The 16,936-nt window shown below is 37.8% G+C and carries 21 protein-coding genes and 1 pseudogene; all 22 read left to right on the top strand.

Annotation, left to right across the window (positions count from 1 at the left end):
* Positions 1–51: 51 nt before the first annotated feature.
* The 22 genes and pseudogenes from rsmG (at position 52) to cmk (ending at position 16,920) form a co-directional block, all read left to right on the top strand.
* The gene (gene rsmG, locus FY048_RS06310; protein WP_005041118.1) at positions 52–684 is read left to right on the top strand and encodes a 16S rRNA (guanine(527)-N(7))-methyltransferase RsmG; all 633 of its coding nucleotides are present in this window, start codon (positions 52–54) and stop codon (positions 682–684) included.
* A gap of 21 nt (positions 685–705) precedes the next feature.
* Positions 706–1,488 carry a ParA family protein gene (locus FY048_RS06305; protein WP_336166270.1) on the top strand — a complete coding sequence of 261 codons (783 nt, stop codon included), beginning with the start codon at positions 706–708 and terminating at the stop codon, positions 1,486–1,488.
* Positions 1,485–2,372, top strand: coding sequence for a ParB/RepB/Spo0J family partition protein (locus FY048_RS06300; RefSeq protein WP_446090551.1), 888 nt, complete (start codon positions 1,485–1,487; stop codon positions 2,370–2,372). Before FY048_RS06305 ends, FY048_RS06300 begins: the two co-directional genes overlap by 4 nt.
* A 50-nt stretch (positions 2,373–2,422) precedes the next feature.
* Complete coding sequence (locus FY048_RS06295; RefSeq protein WP_446090550.1) at positions 2,423–3,058, top strand: MotA/TolQ/ExbB proton channel family protein; 636 nt, start codon at positions 2,423–2,425, stop codon at positions 3,056–3,058.
* A 14-nt stretch (positions 3,059–3,072) separates the two neighbouring features.
* Positions 3,073–3,501, top strand: coding sequence for an ExbD/TolR family protein (locus tag FY048_RS06290; protein ID WP_016138311.1), 429 nt, complete (start codon positions 3,073–3,075; stop codon positions 3,499–3,501).
* Positions 3,498–5,225, top strand: a complete 1,728-nt coding sequence (gene msbA / locus FY048_RS06285) for a lipid A export permease/ATP-binding protein MsbA (protein WP_016138310.1) — start codon at positions 3,498–3,500, stop codon at positions 5,223–5,225. The genes FY048_RS06290 and msbA overlap by 4 nt, the downstream gene beginning before the upstream one ends.
* Positions 5,226–5,227: 2 nt before the next feature.
* Entirely contained in the window at positions 5,228–6,238 is a 1,011-nt protein-coding gene (gene lpxK / locus FY048_RS06280) for a tetraacyldisaccharide 4'-kinase (protein WP_446090549.1), read from the top strand.
* Positions 6,239–6,247: 9 nt separating this feature from the next.
* Complete coding sequence (kdsB, locus tag FY048_RS06275; protein WP_446090548.1) at positions 6,248–7,009, top strand: 3-deoxy-manno-octulosonate cytidylyltransferase; 762 nt, start codon at positions 6,248–6,250, stop codon at positions 7,007–7,009.
* Positions 7,010–7,022: 13 nt separating this feature from the next.
* Positions 7,023–8,003, top strand: coding sequence for a DNA polymerase III subunit delta' (locus tag FY048_RS06270; RefSeq protein WP_446090547.1), 981 nt, complete (start codon positions 7,023–7,025; stop codon positions 8,001–8,003).
* 10 nt (positions 8,004–8,013) lie between these two features.
* Complete coding sequence (locus FY048_RS06265) at positions 8,014–8,355, top strand: PilZ domain-containing protein (protein ID WP_003651467.1); 342 nt, start codon at positions 8,014–8,016, stop codon at positions 8,353–8,355.
* Positions 8,356–8,372: 17 nt separating this feature from the next.
* A complete protein-coding gene (locus FY048_RS06260) occupies positions 8,373–9,146 on the top strand; it encodes a TatD family hydrolase (protein WP_016138306.1) in 774 nt (257 codons plus the stop codon).
* A 36-nt stretch (positions 9,147–9,182) separates the two neighbouring features.
* On the top strand, positions 9,183–9,791 hold the full coding sequence (locus FY048_RS06255) for a TetR/AcrR family transcriptional regulator (protein WP_016138305.1): 609 nt from the start codon (positions 9,183–9,185) through the stop codon (positions 9,789–9,791).
* Positions 9,792–9,800: 9 nt separating this feature from the next.
* Positions 9,801–10,355 (top strand): type II secretion system protein, encoded by a 555-nt coding sequence (locus FY048_RS06250; protein WP_446090546.1) that lies wholly within the window; start codon positions 9,801–9,803, stop codon positions 10,353–10,355.
* Entirely contained in the window at positions 10,345–10,725 is a 381-nt protein-coding gene (gene gspI / locus FY048_RS06245; protein WP_004792732.1) for a type II secretion system minor pseudopilin GspI, read from the top strand. The genes FY048_RS06250 and gspI overlap by 11 nt, the downstream gene beginning before the upstream one ends.
* The gene (gspJ, locus tag FY048_RS06240; RefSeq protein WP_446090545.1) at positions 10,725–11,540 is read left to right on the top strand and encodes a type II secretion system minor pseudopilin GspJ; all 816 of its coding nucleotides are present in this window, start codon (positions 10,725–10,727) and stop codon (positions 11,538–11,540) included. Before gspI ends, gspJ begins: the two co-directional genes overlap by 1 nt.
* Positions 11,540–12,499, top strand: coding sequence for a type II secretion system minor pseudopilin GspK (gene gspK, locus FY048_RS06235; RefSeq protein ID WP_446090544.1), 960 nt, complete (start codon positions 11,540–11,542; stop codon positions 12,497–12,499). Before gspJ ends, gspK begins: the two co-directional genes overlap by 1 nt.
* A gap of 229 nt (positions 12,500–12,728) precedes the next feature.
* Entirely contained in the window at positions 12,729–13,325 is a 597-nt protein-coding gene (locus FY048_RS06230; protein ID WP_003651480.1) for a 6-pyruvoyl trahydropterin synthase family protein, read from the top strand.
* Positions 13,326–13,374: 49 nt separating this feature from the next.
* On the top strand, positions 13,375–14,088 hold the full coding sequence (ung, locus tag FY048_RS06225) for a uracil-DNA glycosylase (RefSeq protein ID WP_016138300.1): 714 nt from the start codon (positions 13,375–13,377) through the stop codon (positions 14,086–14,088).
* Complete coding sequence (locus FY048_RS06220) at positions 14,085–15,209, top strand: enoyl-CoA hydratase/isomerase family protein (RefSeq protein ID WP_080645555.1); 1,125 nt, start codon at positions 14,085–14,087, stop codon at positions 15,207–15,209. The genes ung and FY048_RS06220 overlap by 4 nt, the downstream gene beginning before the upstream one ends.
* A gap of 5 nt (positions 15,210–15,214) precedes the next feature.
* The gene (tadA, locus tag FY048_RS06215; RefSeq protein WP_446090543.1) at positions 15,215–15,718 is read left to right on the top strand and encodes a tRNA adenosine(34) deaminase TadA; all 504 of its coding nucleotides are present in this window, start codon (positions 15,215–15,217) and stop codon (positions 15,716–15,718) included.
* Positions 15,719–15,787: 69 nt separating this feature from the next.
* Positions 15,788–16,229 (top strand): annotated as a pseudogene (locus FY048_RS06210) (SRPBCC family protein).
* Positions 16,230–16,239: 10 nt separating this feature from the next.
* A complete protein-coding gene (gene cmk / locus FY048_RS06205) occupies positions 16,240–16,920 on the top strand; it encodes a (d)CMP kinase (RefSeq protein ID WP_252608350.1) in 681 nt (226 codons plus the stop codon).
* The last annotated feature ends 16 nt before the right edge of the window (positions 16,921–16,936 follow it).

Genomic DNA, 16,936 nt, shown 5'->3' with positions numbered 1-16,936 from the left:
TGCATAAATGGGTATACTTTGTTTTAAATTTTACTTAGATGTTATCTGTTTATGCATCCGTTTTTTCAAGAGTTACAACAGGGTAGTCAAAAATTAGGTTTATCGCTTAGCGATGAAGCTTTGGCATTATTGTTAAAGTATCAAGATGCTTTGGTACTTTGGAATAAAGCATATAATCTGACAGCAATTCGTGATCCGAAAGAAATGTTAGTGAAGCATTTGTTGGATAGTCTAAGTATTTTAAATGACTTACCTGAAGGTAGACTGCTTGATGTGGGTACAGGTGGTGGTATGCCTGGCATGATAATTGCTCTTTGTCAGCCTCAACGCCAATGTGTTCTTTTAGATTCTAATGGTAAAAAAATTCGTTTTTTGAAGCAATTTATTGCTGATCTTAAATTGAGTAACGTTGTGGCAGTACAAACACGTGTTGAGAATCAAGATACAATTGATGAGCTTGGCCAGTTTGACGTCATAACAAGTCGAGCTTTTGCTTCTTTAACGGACTTTGTAGATGCGGCTCAGCCATACCTTCATCAGAGCAGTATAATTGCAGCGATGAAAGGTGTAGTGCCAGTTGACGAAATTGAGCAGCTCAAGCAGGACTTTTCATGTAAAGTGATTGAACTGCGCGTACCAAGACTTGATGAACAACGTCATTTACTTTTACTTCAACGTATCTAAATAAAAAGTATTAAGGTTACCATGGCTCAAATTATTGCGATTGCAAACCAAAAGGGTGGTGTTGGTAAAACAACGACTGCAGTAAATCTTGCAGCGTCTCTAGCTGTATTAAAGAAACGTGTATTACTTGTAGATATGGACTCACAAGGTAATGCTACGATGGGGTCTGGTATTCAAAAGAATGAGCTTTTGTATTCAATTACAGATGTTCTTCTTGGTGAAGTTCCAATTGAAACAGCCATTCAAAAAGCAGAAGTTGGATATAAAGTTCTAGGCTCTAATCGTGAGCTTTCAGGTGTAGAGCTCGCTATTGCAGAGCAGGAAGGTCGTGAATTCATTCTAAAGAATGCTTTGAATGAAATCAGAAACTCATTTGACTATATCATTGTGGATTGTGCTCCAAGCTTGAGCTTAATTACTGTCAATGCTTTGGCTGCTGTAGATAGTGTAATTATTCCAATGCAATGCGAATATTATGCGCTAGAGGGTTTAGCTGATTTAACTCAGACTATTGATCGTATTCAAAAAGCACTCAATCCCGATTTAGAAATTATTGGTGTATTGCGTACGATGTATGATGCACGAAATGCTTTAACGCGTGATGTATCTGCAGAGTTAGAGCAATATTTCGGCAAAAAACTTTATGATACTGTGGTTCCACGAAATGTTCGTTTAGCAGAAGCACCAGCACACGGGTTGCCTGTTATCTATTTCGAAAAAAGTTCTAAAGGTGCAGTTGCATACTTAAATCTTGCAGCTGAGATGTTAAAGAGAAGTAAAGTGAAGAAAGGAAGTAAAGTATGAGCATCAAAAAACGCGGGTTGGCTAAAGGACGTGGTTTAGATGCATTACTTGGTTCAATTCAAAAAGAAAAATTACAACTTGAAGCGCAGGCGTTAGACCACGGACAGTTAAAGCAAGTTGATGTGAATTTGCTGAAACGTGGTGAATATCAACCACGTCGTTTTATTCATGAGCATGATTTACAAGAGTTGGCATCTTCTATTGAAAAACATGGGGTGATGCAGCCTATTGTTATCCGTCCAGTTGATGATGAAGCTCATCCATTTGAAATCATTGCGGGTGAACGTCGTTGGCGCGCAGCGCAAATTGCGGGTTTAACTGAAATTCCAGCAATTGTTCGTGATTTAAATGATCAGGTTGCAATTGCATTAGCGTTAATTGAAAACATTCAGCGTCAAGATTTAAATCCGATTGATCAAGCAATAGCTTTACAGCGCTTTCATGATGAATTTGGTCTAAGTCATCAGGAAATTGCCGACACGGTTGGTAAAGCACGTACTACTGTCAGTAATCTATTACGGTTATTGAGTTTAGCTGATGACATTAAAGATTTCATGCAGCAAGGCCAGCTTGATATGGGGCATGCTCGAGCAATTTTGACTTTGAAAGGTAAAGATCAATTAGAAGTTGCTAAAATTGTAATCGAGAAAGGATTGTCCGTTCGTCAAACAGAGCAATTGGTGCGTGATAGAAGTGAGCCTAAACAGGAAAAGGAAAAAGCACCTGTAGCGCCAGATATTGAGCAATTGACACAAAAACTATCAGAGCATTTTGGCGCTAATGTAAAAATTGATCATAACCAAAAAGGTAAGGGTAAGCTTGTTATTCATTATCATACCTTGGATGAGTTAGATGGCATTTTAAATATTTGTTTGCCAGAATAATTTGCAGTTGGGTCATGTATTTCTAATTTTATATTCTTGGGGAAGAAAATATGTGGGAACTTGTGAGAGCGGGTGGCTGGTTGATGCTGCCTTTAATTCTATGCTCGATTTTAACTGTTGCGATCAGTACTGAACGTTTTGTTCGGTTAAGACGTTCACAAGTTCTACCCGAAGCATTAAGTGGTAAGAGCTCTTTAAGAGCTGAAGATATCGTGGAAAGTTTAGAACAAAATGTAGAAGTGCAAAGTAGTGCATTGGGACATATTTTAAAAGCAGGTTTTGAGCATCGCGAGCATGGTGAGCAATTTGCTCGTGCGCAAATGGAAGTGGCAGCTTCTCAAGAAATTTCTTATTTAGAAAAAAATATTAATTTTTTGGGCACTTTAAGTGCTGTAGCGCCGTTACTCGGATTGCTTGGCACTGTAGTGGGAATTATTGAATCATTTCTTGTGATTGATTTTGGATCGGCTGGTAGTCCAAGTTTAATGATTCCTGGTATCTCAAAGGCATTAATTACCACAGCTGTGGGAATGTTAATTGCAATTCCTGCTTTAATTGCTTATCGCTATTTTCAAAGAGTGGTGCAAGATTATATTGCTGAATTGGAACAGCAATCGACTTTGTTTCATGCTTCATTGTTCTATAAGCGTTCTTCGTCGGTAGCTGAACACCGCCGTGTTGGTTAAGAGGTGGACGCCAAATGAAGTTTAAACGTTCTCAAGTTGAAGACATTCATATCAATTTAACGCCTATGATTGATTGTTTGTTGTTCATTATGGTTTTTTTATTACTGTCTACCACTTTTAATCAGCCAAGTCGCATCAATTTAACATTACCAGATGCACAAGGTGTTCCACCAAAACAGTACGATCATAAAATTGAAGTCGTGGTAGACTCTGCTGGTCATTATGCTGTGAATGGTCAAGCACTTTCGTCTAAAGAGGTTGCTGATCTGAGTACTGCAATTAAGCAAGTTGCTCAAGAGCACCGTGATTTTATGTTCATCATTGCTGCGGATGCCAAAGCATCTCATCAGGATGTCATTCGCGTTATGGATGTAGCAGGACAGCTCGGTTTTGTTAACATCAATATTAGTACCAAAGTTCCTTCTAGAGGTTTTTCTGAGTGAATCAAGATTTTAAGGTTTATAAGCGTCTCATAGCCTATTTAAAACCTTATTGGGGCGCGGCCTTATTAGTACTTATCGGGTTCGGTATTAACTCAGCAACAGAAGTTTCCGTTGCTAAATTGATTAAATTTATTATTGATGCAATCCAAAACAGCAGCAGAGCCGATTTGGATTGGTTCCCGTTATTAATTATTTTATTAGTATTCTTCCGTGGCTTAGGTCTATTTATGGGCGGCTACTATACAGCGGTGATTTCACGTAGTTTAGTTTTTAGTATTCGTCAGGAAGTTTATGCGAAACTTTTAAAGCTCCCAGCACAATATTACTTAGATAATTCATCTGGTCATATTACTGCCAAAATTATGTATAACGTTGAACAGCTAACAGCTGCATCTTCGGAATCATTAAGAACCATTGTTAGGGATGGGATGATTACTCTTGGACTATTAGGCTATCTGTTCTATACCAATTGGCGTCTTACCTTATGCGTTTTTGTGTTTTTACCAGTGATTGGTGTATTGGTGCGTAAAGCTTCGAAACGTATGCGAAAGCTTTCGTTACAAGTTCAAGATACGATGGGCGATGTGAACCATGTTGTCCAAGAAAGTATTAATGGTAATGCTGTAGTAAAGACTTTTGCTGGTGAAGAATCTGAACAAAAACGTTTCTATAAGTCATCGGAAGAGAACTTAAAACGTGGTTTAAAAATGGTGATTGTACAAAACCTGAATAGTCCAGTTGTTCAGGTGGTAATGGCTTGTGCTATGGCTCTTATCGTATGGTTAGCTTTACGACCTCAGATTTTAGGCACTACAAGTGCTGGTGAATTTGTAGCCTACCTTACAGCAGCTGGTCTGTTAGCAAAACCAGTTAAAAGCTTGACTGATGTCAATGAAAAGTTACAACGTGGTTTAGCAGCAGCTCATTCTGTTTTTGAATTACTAGATTTACCTGAAGAGCAAAACAATGGCCAATTGAAGCCTAAATTAAATGGCGCAATCCGTTTTGATCATGTGACATTAAATTATGCTGATGGCATATCAGCTATTAAAGATTTTTCTTTGGATATTCGTCCAGGTCAAACTGTGGCATTGGTTGGTCGTTCAGGGGCGGGTAAAAGTTCATTAGTTAATATGTTGGTACGTTTTCAAGAAGTATCAAGTGGACAAATTTATTTAGATGATTTGCCAATTAATGATATTGAGCTTTCTAGTCTGCGCACGCAAATTGCAATGGTAAATCAACAAGTTATATTGTTTAACCGCACTATTCGTGAAAACATCGCATATGGTCAGTTGGAAGGTGCATCAGATGAAAAAATCTATGCAGCGGCAAAAGCAGCATATGCACATGATTTCATTATGAATTTACCAAACGGTTATGACACTGTTTTGGGTGCGCAAGGTCTAAACCTATCAGGTGGTCAGCGTCAGCGAATTGCAATTGCTCGAGCAATTTTAAAGAATGCTCCAATTCTAATTTTAGATGAAGCAACAAGTGCTCTCGATAATGAATCTGAACATTTTATTCAGCAAGCATTTGATGAAGCGATGCAAGACCGTACAACGATCGTTATTGCACACCGTTTATCAACAATTGAAAATGCTGATTGTATTGTAGTGATGGATCAAGGGAAAATTGTTGAGCAAGGTACTCATAAAGAGCTTCTTGAAAAACATGGTGCTTATTATCAATTACATCAGCGTAATTTTGAGGATAACTAAGCATGTCATTGGCCCAGCTGATCCAGAATGCATGGAATAAGCAATCGAGTTGGTTGATTGCTTTACGTCCATTATCTTGTTTGTATCGTGCTGGGTTTCTATTAAATCGTAATTTTTATACTGCGGGTTTAAAAAAAGTCTATAAAGCTCCTGTACCTGTTATGGTAATTGGAAATATTACCGTGGGTGGAAGTGGAAAAACTCCATTATTAATACAACTGGTGAATTATTTACAACAGCATAATGTCAAAGTTGGTGTAATTAGCCGTGGATATGGTGGCACAGGTCCTTTTCCAATGTTGGTTACTTCGGGCGTTCAAGCAACTTGGGTTGGAGATGAGCCTGCATTAATTGTTCAATCGACAAGCGTACCAATGGCAGTGGGCCCTAATAGGCAGGCTGCAATAGAACTTTTACTAGCATCAACACAACTAGATTTAATTATTAGTGATGATGGTTTGCAGCATTGGGCATTAGGACGACAAATCGAGTGGATTGTACTCGACCAAAATCGTGGCTTAGGAAATCAAAAACTATTACCTGAAGGCTATCTAAGGGAGCCAGTTGAGCGTTTAGAAACTGGAACAGTCATTGAACATGCGTATAAACCTGCTACAGAGTTAAATATGCATCTTGAGACTGGACAGCCATATTTACTCAATCCTTCATCAATGGCCGAACACGATTTTAATCCTCAAAGTAATTATCATGCTGTAGTGGGTATTGGTTTTCCACAGCGTTTTTATCAAACACTTAAAGATTTAGGCCTAAAACAATTTCAAGAACATGCATTTCGTGATCATCATGATTACTCAATCAATGATTTAATTTTTAATGATGAACTGCCACTTATTACAACTGAAAAAGATGCAGTTAAATTATTACCATTGCTTGAAAAAAATCCGGAATTTAAACAGCCTATTTGGGTTGTTCCTGTTAAAGCTATCCTGTCTGTAGAGTGTTATCAGGTTTTAAAGCAGCAACTGCAACAACTTGATATCCAATTATCTTAGGAAGAAAAAATGAAACACATCGTCATTCCAGCACGCTTCTCAAGTTCGCGTTTGCCAGGTAAACCATTGTTGCTTATTCATGACCGTCCTATGATTTTACGTGTAGTCGATCAAGCCAAAAAAGTTGAAGGTTTTGATGATCTATGTGTGGCAACAGATGATGAGCGTATTGCTGAGATTTGCCGTGCAGATGGTGTGGATGTTGTGCTCACGAGTCCTGATCATCCATCAGGAACAGACCGATTAAGCGAAGTTGCGCGTATTAAAGGTTGGGATGCTAATGACATTATTGTAAATGTTCAGGGAGATGAACCTTTATTACCAGCCCAACTTGTTAAGCAAGTTGCAAAACTTTTGGTTGATAAACCAAATTGTTCAATGTCAACGTTGTGCGAGCCTATTCATACCTTGGATGAATTTCAGCGCGATAGCATTGTAAAAGTAGTCATGTCTAAACAAAATGAAGCTTTATATTTTAGCCGGGCAACCATTCCTTATGATCGGGATGGGGCTAAGCATGATGAGCCGACTTTACATACACAAGCATTTCGCCATTTAGGTTTATATGCGTATCGAGTGAGCTTATTGCAAGAATATGTGACCTGGGATATGGGTAAGCTTGAAAAATTAGAAAGTCTTGAACAATTACGTGTTTTGGAAAATGGACATCGTATTGCGATTGCTGTCGCCGAAGCAAATTTACCACCCGGTGTGGACACTCAAGCTGATCTTGATCGCTTAAATAATATGCCTGTCGAATCTTTTGAATAAGCGTTAATTTTTAATGAATCCGAATGTAACTTCAAAGGTTTATCCTTGGCAGAAAACAACATGGGATACCTTAACAACAAGGTTTCCCAATATTGGACATGGGCTATTATTTTATGGCAAGCAAGGTTGTGGGAAACATGCTTTTGCTAAGCATTTTTTAGCGTGGGTGCTTTGTCTCAATAAGCAGCCTCATGGTGCTTGTGGTGAGTGTAGTAGTTGCCAATGGTTAAAATCAGACACTCATCCAAATTATGTTCATATCACAACAGATGAAGAAAATAAAAAGCAAAATGCAAAAATAAAAATCGAAAAGATTCGAGATTTACTGCCTTTCGTGCAGCAAACTGGAGAGGGCTGGCGAGTTATTCTTATTGAGCCTGCGGAAGCTCTTAACTTGGCATCCTCAAATGCATTATTAAAAACCTTAGAAGAGCCCGGTGAGCGTGTTGTTTTAATTTTATTGGCTGATCACTACCTTAAATTACCAGCCACTATTCGTAGCCGATTGCAGCATTTTGCTTTAGATCGCATTTCATATGAGCAGGCTACTTCATATTTGAATGAGCATTTATCTGAAATTGCAGAAGTACAACCTGATTTATTACTTGGCCTATCTAATGATATGCCTTTACAAGCAATAGAAATTGCAAAAAGTGATTGGTTTGCTAAACGACAGACTTTCTTAAATGATTGGCTAAAAATTGTAGCTCAAAAAAATATGCCTTTATTTTTCTCAGGAAAATGGCAAAAAGAATTAAGTTTTAGCGATTTTATCGTACTTTTTGAGTACTTGTTGGGGGATTTGATTTGTGTCAAGCTAAATCAACCACAGAAAAATACAGATTTAGATTTTGATCAATTAAGTCCATATTACGACTTAGAAAGCTTATTTAATATTTATAGTGAAATACAACAAGCAAAAAAGCTTGTTGAGCAAAATGTACAAAGTCAACTTATTATAGATCAATTGTTTATAACGTTAATGAATATTTAAGGGGAAGATTATGCAGCCACAAATGGGGGGTATTATTCAGGTAAATATTCCTGATAGAGCTACTTTGCAAGCAAGTTATATGGGATATGTACAAGGTGGAGGTCTATTTGTACCCTCAAAACAAAAAGTAAAAATGGGACAGGAAATTTTCATTTTAGCTACTTTGCCTGAACAATCTCAAAAAATTCCTCTCACTGGTAAAGTGATTTGGATATCACATAAGCAAAGTGGATTTAAACCTCAAGGTTTTGCTATTCAATTAAGTGGAGATAAAGGAATTTACTATAAAGCTGAGGCAGAAAGAGTTTTGGCTGGTAGTATGTCTCTAGATCGTCCAAGTTATACCATGTAATCAAATAGGATAGAAAAGTGTTTGTTGATACGCATTGCCATTTAACGATGTTAGATTTAACGCCCTACAACGGTGATCTGGACCTTGCACTCGCAGCAGCGCGAGCAGAAGGCGTGTCTAAATTTATGGCAATATCCGTTGATCTTGATGACCACATTGCATTAGCAGAAATTGCAAAGAGGCATGAAGATGTTGGATATACGGTAGGGGTGCATCCTTGTGAGGATGTGGATACGATGGCACGTGCAACGACCGAACATTTGATCGAGTTAGCTCGATCAGAAAAAGTATGGGCTCTGGGTGAAACTGGATTGGACTACTATCACAGTGCAGATTTTATTGAAGAGCAAAAGGCATGTTTTGCCAGACATATCCAAGCTTCGAAAATTGTAAAAAAACCAGTCGTCGTCCATACGCGTTCAGCAAAGCATGATACGGTAGATATTATTCGTGCTGAAAACTCCACGCATGGAATTTTGCATTGTTTTACCGAAGATTGGGAAACAGCAAAGGCTGTGCTGGATTGTGGTTATTACATTTCTTTTTCAGGTATTGTGTCATTTAAAAATGCACAAGACTTGCGTGATGTAGCTAAACAAGTTCCATTAGATCGACTTTTAATTGAAACAGATAGCCCTTATTTAGCACCTGTACCATATCGCGGTAAAACAAATGAACCAAAATATGTGCCTTATGTAGCCAAAGCGCTCAGTGATGTATATGATAAATCGGTTGAGGAAATTGCAATGATCACCTCACAAAATTTTGAGAACTTGCTAAAAGCGATTTAAGTTATAGAAACTATATAAGAGAGTAATTGCGTGAAGATGGATCGTCAGGCTCAGTTCCGAGCAAGAGAAGTATTAATATTTCAGGTTGCGGAGCAATTATTGCTAGAAAATGGCGAAGCTGGAATGACACTTGATGTCTTGGCTGCTGAGCTTGATTTAGCAAAAGGAACTTTGTACAAACACTTTCAAAGTAAAGATGAATTGTACATGCTATTGATTATTCGTAATGAACGTATGCTACTCGAAATGGTTCAAGATACTGAAAAGGCCTTTCCAGAACATTTAGCCTTTTTTATGCTGCATCATTTACATCATCCTGAACGGACAGTTTTATTTCATCAAATTGAGGAAAAACTTTCGATTACAGCTCAAGGGGTGCACCACCTTTTTAATGAGCTTTATCAAGTGCGTAAACAGCGATTACGAATTATCATTCGAATGACAGATCACTATTTAGAATCAATTCAAAGCAATATGACAACTCGAGATTATCTGGCATCTATTTGGTCGTTAACTCATGGTGCAGCAGCTATTCTCAACTCAAGTTTTTATCAACGCTATTTAGGTTCAAGGGACACTTTAAGAGTGGCTTATATTGATCAGGCATTAGCCTTACCTAAACAAAGTGTTGAACAATATGCTTAATAGGTTGATATGAAAGCTCAATCACCGCCTAAATCACAAAAAGGTTTTACCCTCATTGAAGTGATGGTGGTGATTGTTATTATGACGATTATGACCTCTCTTGTTGTGCTCAATATAGGTGGGGTTGACCAAAAGAAAGCGATGCAAGCAAGAGAGTTATTTTTGCTTGATGCACATAAAATTGGTAAAGAGTCACTTGATCAATCTCGTGTTTTAGCTTTATCTACCTTAAGTGAAACTGACGTTTCTCCATTTTCCTATGAGCTGTATGAATACCACGATCAGAGTAAATTACAGGTCCAAGATTTAAAAAACCGTTGGCAAAAATATCCAGAATTTACTACGCGCCAATTGCCTAAACATGTATCGTTTACAGTCCAACCTTTAGATGGTCAAACCTATTCAAAAGCTACGAATACAGATTTAGTGGGTGGGCAGGCTCCGCAGTTAATCTGGTTTGGAAATGGTGAAGCTAAAACGGTTAAAATACAGTTTTACTTTGAACAAAAACCAATTGGTTCAGAAATACAAATTGATCATTTGGGTAAAATAAATGAAATCTAAAGGCTTTACTCTATTAGAAGTAATGGTAGCTTTAGCAATTTTTGCGGTAGCTGCCGTCGCCTTAACTAAAGTGGCCATGCAATATACCCAATCTACCTCAAATGCAATTCTTAGAACAAAAGCTCAGTTTGTGGCAATGAATGAAGTTGCCTTAATGGAGATAAATCAAGAATGGCTTCAAGGTACTCAAAGTAAGCAAGTTACTTCTCAAGGTGAGACTTGGCAGATTGATAAATCTGCTGAATCTACAGTCAGCCCGAATGTTCAGAAAGTAGATTTGCAAATTAGCTTATATGATTCTGATAAAGGGAAAGTTCAAAATGGTATTACCCATTTGGTATTTTTTAATTATCCAATGAAAGCAAAATAATGATAAGAAATAAATATCTTCGCCCGAGAAGTCCAGTTTCACGTCTTGTGACACGATCGGAGCAGATGATGAGGGGTTACTCCGAGCAAAGCTCTTCGTCTTGCGCTCAGACAAAGCGTTGCTTTAAAGACTCTCACACTCGAAACACAGTTTCTCGTCTTACGGCACGATCTAGCAGTGCTCGATTAACTCGTGCCTCAGGATTTACTTTAGTTGAGCTATTAGTCGCAATTGCAATTTTTGCTGTTCTTTCTTTGTTAGGTTGGAAGATTTTTGATTATTTATTAAAAGTTCGTGATCGTAATGCTCAACATGAAGTGCAGCTATTTGAATTACAAGATGCGTATCAACAAGTTTTGCGAGATACACTGCAAATTATACCTTTATCGGCAAATCAAGGGGGACAGCTTCATCCAGCATTAGAGCTTGATAACCAAGTTCTCCATTTTAGTAAGGCTGGTGTTACTGATCCATTAAAACAAGGTTTATCACCTTTTGAGCGTATTGAATATCGATATGATCCTGAACAAAAAAAGCTTTATCGTCTTAAATATAGCAATTTAAATACTTCAAATAGAGAGCAACCCTTATCTAGTACGCTGTTGAGCCAAGTCGAACAATTTCAAATTATGGTGCTCACGCCACAAGAAGTGACAAAGTGGCCAGAAATTAATATTGATCCCACAAAACCTGAAGAATTTAGAAAGCTGCCGAAAGGAATAAAAATACAACTCACAGTTGCCGGTGTAAGTTATGAGTGGATCTATAGTTTAAATCAAGGTGATTTATCGCTCTCTAAGCAAGGAGTGGGATAATGTTGCATTATAAAAAAAGCCAGAAAGGTGTAGCTTTGCTAACCATTCTAATTATGGTTGCTTTGGCTACAATTTTAGCTGCCTCTATTGCAAAGCATCAAACCAACACAATGGAAAATACTGGCTATTTAATGCGTCAAAATCAGTCATTACTCTATGCAAAAAGTGCAGAGGCCTTTTTTTCTGAATTATTAATTCAAGATGCAAATAATGCTGGTGGCGTTGATCATTTAAAAGAAACATGGGCACAGCCGATGCCACCTTTTCCGATAGAAGATGGATTGGTGTCAGGACGTTTACTAGATGAGTCAGGCAAATTTAACCTAAACAATTTGACGACGAATGAAGGTAATGTAAACAAAGTTGCTAAAAATTGGTTTGAGCGGTTACTTGTACGTGTAGGCTTGCCAGCAGAATTAAGTCAAGCAGTTATTGATTGGCAAGATCCAGATGACGAACCATCTGGGCCTATGGGGGCGGAAAGTAGTTATTACGAAGGCCTTGATCCTAGTTATTTAGCTTCAAATGCTAAATTTCATCGTATTGAAGAGTTAAAATTAGTAAGAGGTTTTGATGGTAAGAAATATGACTTAATTGCTCCTTATATTTCTGCGTTGCCCGAAAATACAAAAGTGAATATTAATACGGCCCCAGCATTAGTTTTAGCAAGTATGGATCAAAAATTAGATTTAGGGACGATAGAAAAAGAACTTCAGATGCGCCAACAAAATTTAAAATTCTTTCAAAATGTTGATGAATTATGGCAACTGAATGCTTTTTCAACAGTTGATACTCAAAATAGAACTGAGGTGAATAGCCTATTAGATGTAAAGTCGAGTTTTTTTCAAGCACAAATTGAGGTTGTGCTAAATAATCGGAAAAGACAATTCACAAGCGCACTAATGCGTAATGATAAGCAGGTTTATGTTTATTCTAGAAATATGTCGCCATTTAACTAGTTGAAAAATTGTGATTTATTTGTTTTAGTCATATTGTTAAAAAAGTCATGGTTAGAAACTTCTCTCATGGCTATATAGAATAAAGATAAATTTTCTATATGTTTATCTTCAATATTTCTTCACAAGTCTTATCATACTTTTCGCTAATTGTTTCTAATTGAAAAGTGGTGCGAAGTTTTCGTCTTTTGCTTTATAATAATGTTCCTAGAAGGAATGATCGATTTGGCACATGTTAATTCGTAAGTTATTTAAGTTTGAAAATGCACATGTTGTACGTAACTGTACATCGGATCGTTGTAAGCGATCAATTCATGGACATAGCTATAAAGTCGAATTATTGCTTAAAGCTTCGAAATTAGATCATGGACAAATGGTTTATGATTTTGGGCTTTTAAAAGGGGTAATAAAAGACCTTATTGATAGCTTTGATCATGCAATCTGTTTTTGGGAAAAAGATGATTCTCAATATATTGATGCTTGTCAGACTTTTAGTGCTCGCTGGATTTCTTTACCTGTTTCGCCATCGGCTGAACAGTTCTCTCGTATTTTCTTTTATCTAGCTCAGCAAGTTTTGCAATCAACAATCACTCAAAATGGGGAAGGTGATGTTGAGGTTTATTCAGTTATTGTTCATGAGACTGATACTGGATATGCTCAAAGCTTTATTGAAGATATTCAAAACGAACAAATGGGGATTTTAAGTCTTGATGGAATTGTTTTTTCAGAACAAATTCAGATAGAGTGGGCAAATCCGCAAATGTATGAAGACTTGAAAAAAGGGATGAAATTTAATAATCCTCAAGTTGATTTGCAAGTCGAAGTGTAAATCGAATTACTGTATTTGTAGAATTGAAAATTGATCTAGGATGACATTAATGCAATTAACTGAGCAACAGCAAGATAAACTCAGTAAAGTTCAATTAGAAGAAAGCTGGAAAATATCTTTAGCGCCTTTTTTGTTAAGCCCTCAAATGGATAATTTGCGCGATTTCTTATTTCAAGAGAAACAAGCACAAAAAATAATATATCCGCCGAGTAAACAAATCTTTAGTGCTCTAAATACGACACCCTTGGCTGAGGTGAAAGTCGTTATTTTGGGACAAGATCCATATCATGGACCAAATCAAGCAAATGGATTAAGTTTCTCTGTTCAAAAAGGTATTGCATTACCACCATCTTTACGTAATATTTTTCATGAATTGCATACAGATTTGGGTATTCCAGCCCCTCGCCATGGTGACTTAACGAAATGGGCTAACCAAGGGGTGCTTTTACTGAACAGCGTGCTTACCGTTGAGGCTGGACAGCCAACTTCACATCAAAAGCAAGGTTGGGAAGCATTTACTGATGAAGTCATTGATGTCCTGAATGAGCAAAGAGAACATGTAGTATTTATTTTGTGGGGTGCTTATGCACAGCGCAAAGGACAACGTATAAATAGAGATAAACACTTGGTTTTAACCGCTGCACATCCATCGCCCCTTGCTGCAAACAGAGGTGGTTTTTTTGGATGCAAAGTGTTTTCAAAAACAAATCAATATTTGAAACAACATGGCATTGAGCCCATAGACTGGCAATTGGACGCATGATGAACTCTCCCAATCTAAATAACTATCACCCGGACTTGGTGGTCGAAGAAGCAAAAAACGGCTGGCGTATAGTACGTTTGAATCGTCCTAAATCATTGCATGCTTTAGATGAGTCAATCGTAACGGCATTATTACGTGTATTTGAAGATTTTCGTGATGATGAGAGCGTTAAAGCAATTTGGTTAGATTCAACTACGCCGAAAGCTTTTTGTGCAGGTGGTGACGTTAGAAAATTACGTCAACTTGTTATCAATCAAGAAGTAGATACTGCGAATAAGTTTTTCCAGCAAGAATATGCTTTAGATTTACTCTTACATAATTATGCTAAACCTGTTGTTGTTTGGGGCGAAGGCTATGTTATGGGGGGGGGGTTGGGTCTGTTTATGGCAGCACCATTCCGTCTAGTAACCCCATATTCTCGTTTAGCAATGCCTGAGATTAATATTGGTTTATATCCAGATGTCGGGGCGAGTCGTTTCCTAGCAGATCGTGGTCCGGTAGGTTTGTTTACTGGTTTAACAGGTTCTATCATGACAGCTGCTGGAGCATATAGCATCGGCTGGGCAACACATATTTGTGAAGCACAGCGTGATAATGTTTTGCAGAAAGTTTTAAATATTAATTGGGCTCATTATCCTGCTGGGGATTTCCGCGCAATTGATGATACTTTAAATAGTCTGCATCGTCCGGTTGCGGCAGGTCCATTACAAAACTCGCTAGACGTGATTCATAGCGTTTGTCGTGGCTTTAATTTTGAACAAGATTATCAAGCTATTGTGAGTTTGCGTGATGCGAGCAGTGATTGGTTGCGTCAAGCGAGTGAGAACTTACAGAAAGGATCTCCTAGTACTGCTGCTATTACTTGGTTGTTGTGGCAATGGGGTAAACAAATACATTCTTGGGACGAAGTCTTTGATCTAGAAGCTCAGATTTCTGAGTGGAAAATTCGTCATCCTGACTTTGTAGAAGGTGTTCGTGCGCGCTTGGTTGATAAAGACTTATCACCAGAATGGAAACCATGTGAAGACCTAAGCTTAAGAGGCATATTAGCTGATTGTCCGCCAGTGACTTCAATAGATAGCTGGAATGCTTTGCTTAGACAACATGGTGTGATCACCTGAAATACATGACTGAATATAGTGATGAATATTGGATGCAGCTTGCTTACGAGCAAGCTGAATTAGCCGCTCAACAGGGGGAAATCCCAGTTGGTGCGGTTGTAGTGAGCCAAAATCAAGTGATTGGATCGGGTTATAATGCTCCCATTAGTTTGTTAGACCCAACAGCACATGCAGAAATTCAAGCTATTCGTGCAGCATGCTTATCATTAGATAATTATCGGTTACCTGAAGATGCAACTTTATATGTCACTCTTGAACCATGCACAATGTGTGTAGGCGCATTAGTACATGCAAGAATCAAACATATAGTTTTTGGTACAACAGAACCTAAAGCAGGTTCATTAGTAAGTGCTCGTCAGTTACTGCAACATGGTTATTACAATCACAGATTTACCTTTGAACAAGGTTGTTTACAAGAAAAATGTGCCCAACAACTCAGTCATTTTTTTAAACAAAGACGCGAGCAAAAGAAACAAGAAAAACAACAGAAAACGTCCTTAAATGATTAAAAAGTAACACGAGCTTATGGCAAACTAACGCGATTTTACTGCCATGATTTTTTTAATAAGGAATATTCAATGCGTAATGTAATTACCGTAAAAAAAGAATTTAATGCTCCTCTTAGTGATGTATTTAACTTGCTATCTAAACATGCAACTTATAATACTGCTTTTGCACCTTTACAAGTTGTACGGGTGAAAGATTCGGCAGATTCTAAAAGACCTGATGGTTTGGGTTCAGTTCTTCTTTAAGGGGTTTGGCCCAATCAAGCCCCTTAAAGAAGAAATTACATTGCTTGAAGAAAATAAAAGTATTGAATATAAATTAATAGACAATCCTTTGATTAAACATCATTTAGGTCGAATCGAGTTTTCTGAAATTACCCCATATATAACTTTAGTTACATACCGCATCGAGCTAACGGCAAAAGCTCCTGTGGTAAGTAAATTAATCCTTGCACAGCTAAAACTAGCCATTACACTAGGCTTTTCGAGATTAGCTAAAGCAATTGCTTCTTAGTGAGAGTTCAATGACAGTTCAAATTATTACTATTGATGGTCCGAGTGGTTCGGGTAAAGGAACATTGGCTGCAAAACTTGCAGCACATTATCAATATCATTTACTCGATTCTGGTGCCTTATATCGTTTATTAGGGTTGTCATTACATAAACACGATTTATTAGAGAAATTAGACAGTCAGCTCGATGAATGCATTCAATATGCACGTCAACTAGATATTAAATTTGAAACTTCCGCAGCAGGCATTCTAGTTTTTCTAGATGGTGAAGATGTATCTCAAACAATTCGTACAGAACGCGTTGGTGAATATGCATCGAAAGTTGCAGCAATTCCAGAGCTTAGGCAAGCATTATTTGAGCGACAAAGAGCTTTCGCACAAAATCCTGGCTTAGTTGCAGATGGCCGTGATATGGCAACAGCTATTTTCCCAGAAGCAAATGCGAAAATTTATCTAACGGCTTCAGCTGAGTCGCGTGCCGAGCGAAGAGTAAAACAGTTGCAGGGCATGGGCCTAGATGCTAAAATAAACGACATTTTAGCTAATATACAGGCGCGCGACAAAAGAGATATGGAGCGGGAAGTTGCTCCACTCAAGCCAGCCAAAGACGCTTATATCATTGATAGTTCGGAATTAACGATCGATCAAGTATTTAAGTTAATGGTTGAGTATGTCAATAGCCGTACCATTTAGCAAATAGAATTATCAG

This window comes from Acinetobacter sp. 1124_18A (assembly GCF_052824995.1).
Note: the sequence above shows the minus strand (reverse complement) of the source record. Positions and strands in the feature narration are given on the sequence as shown.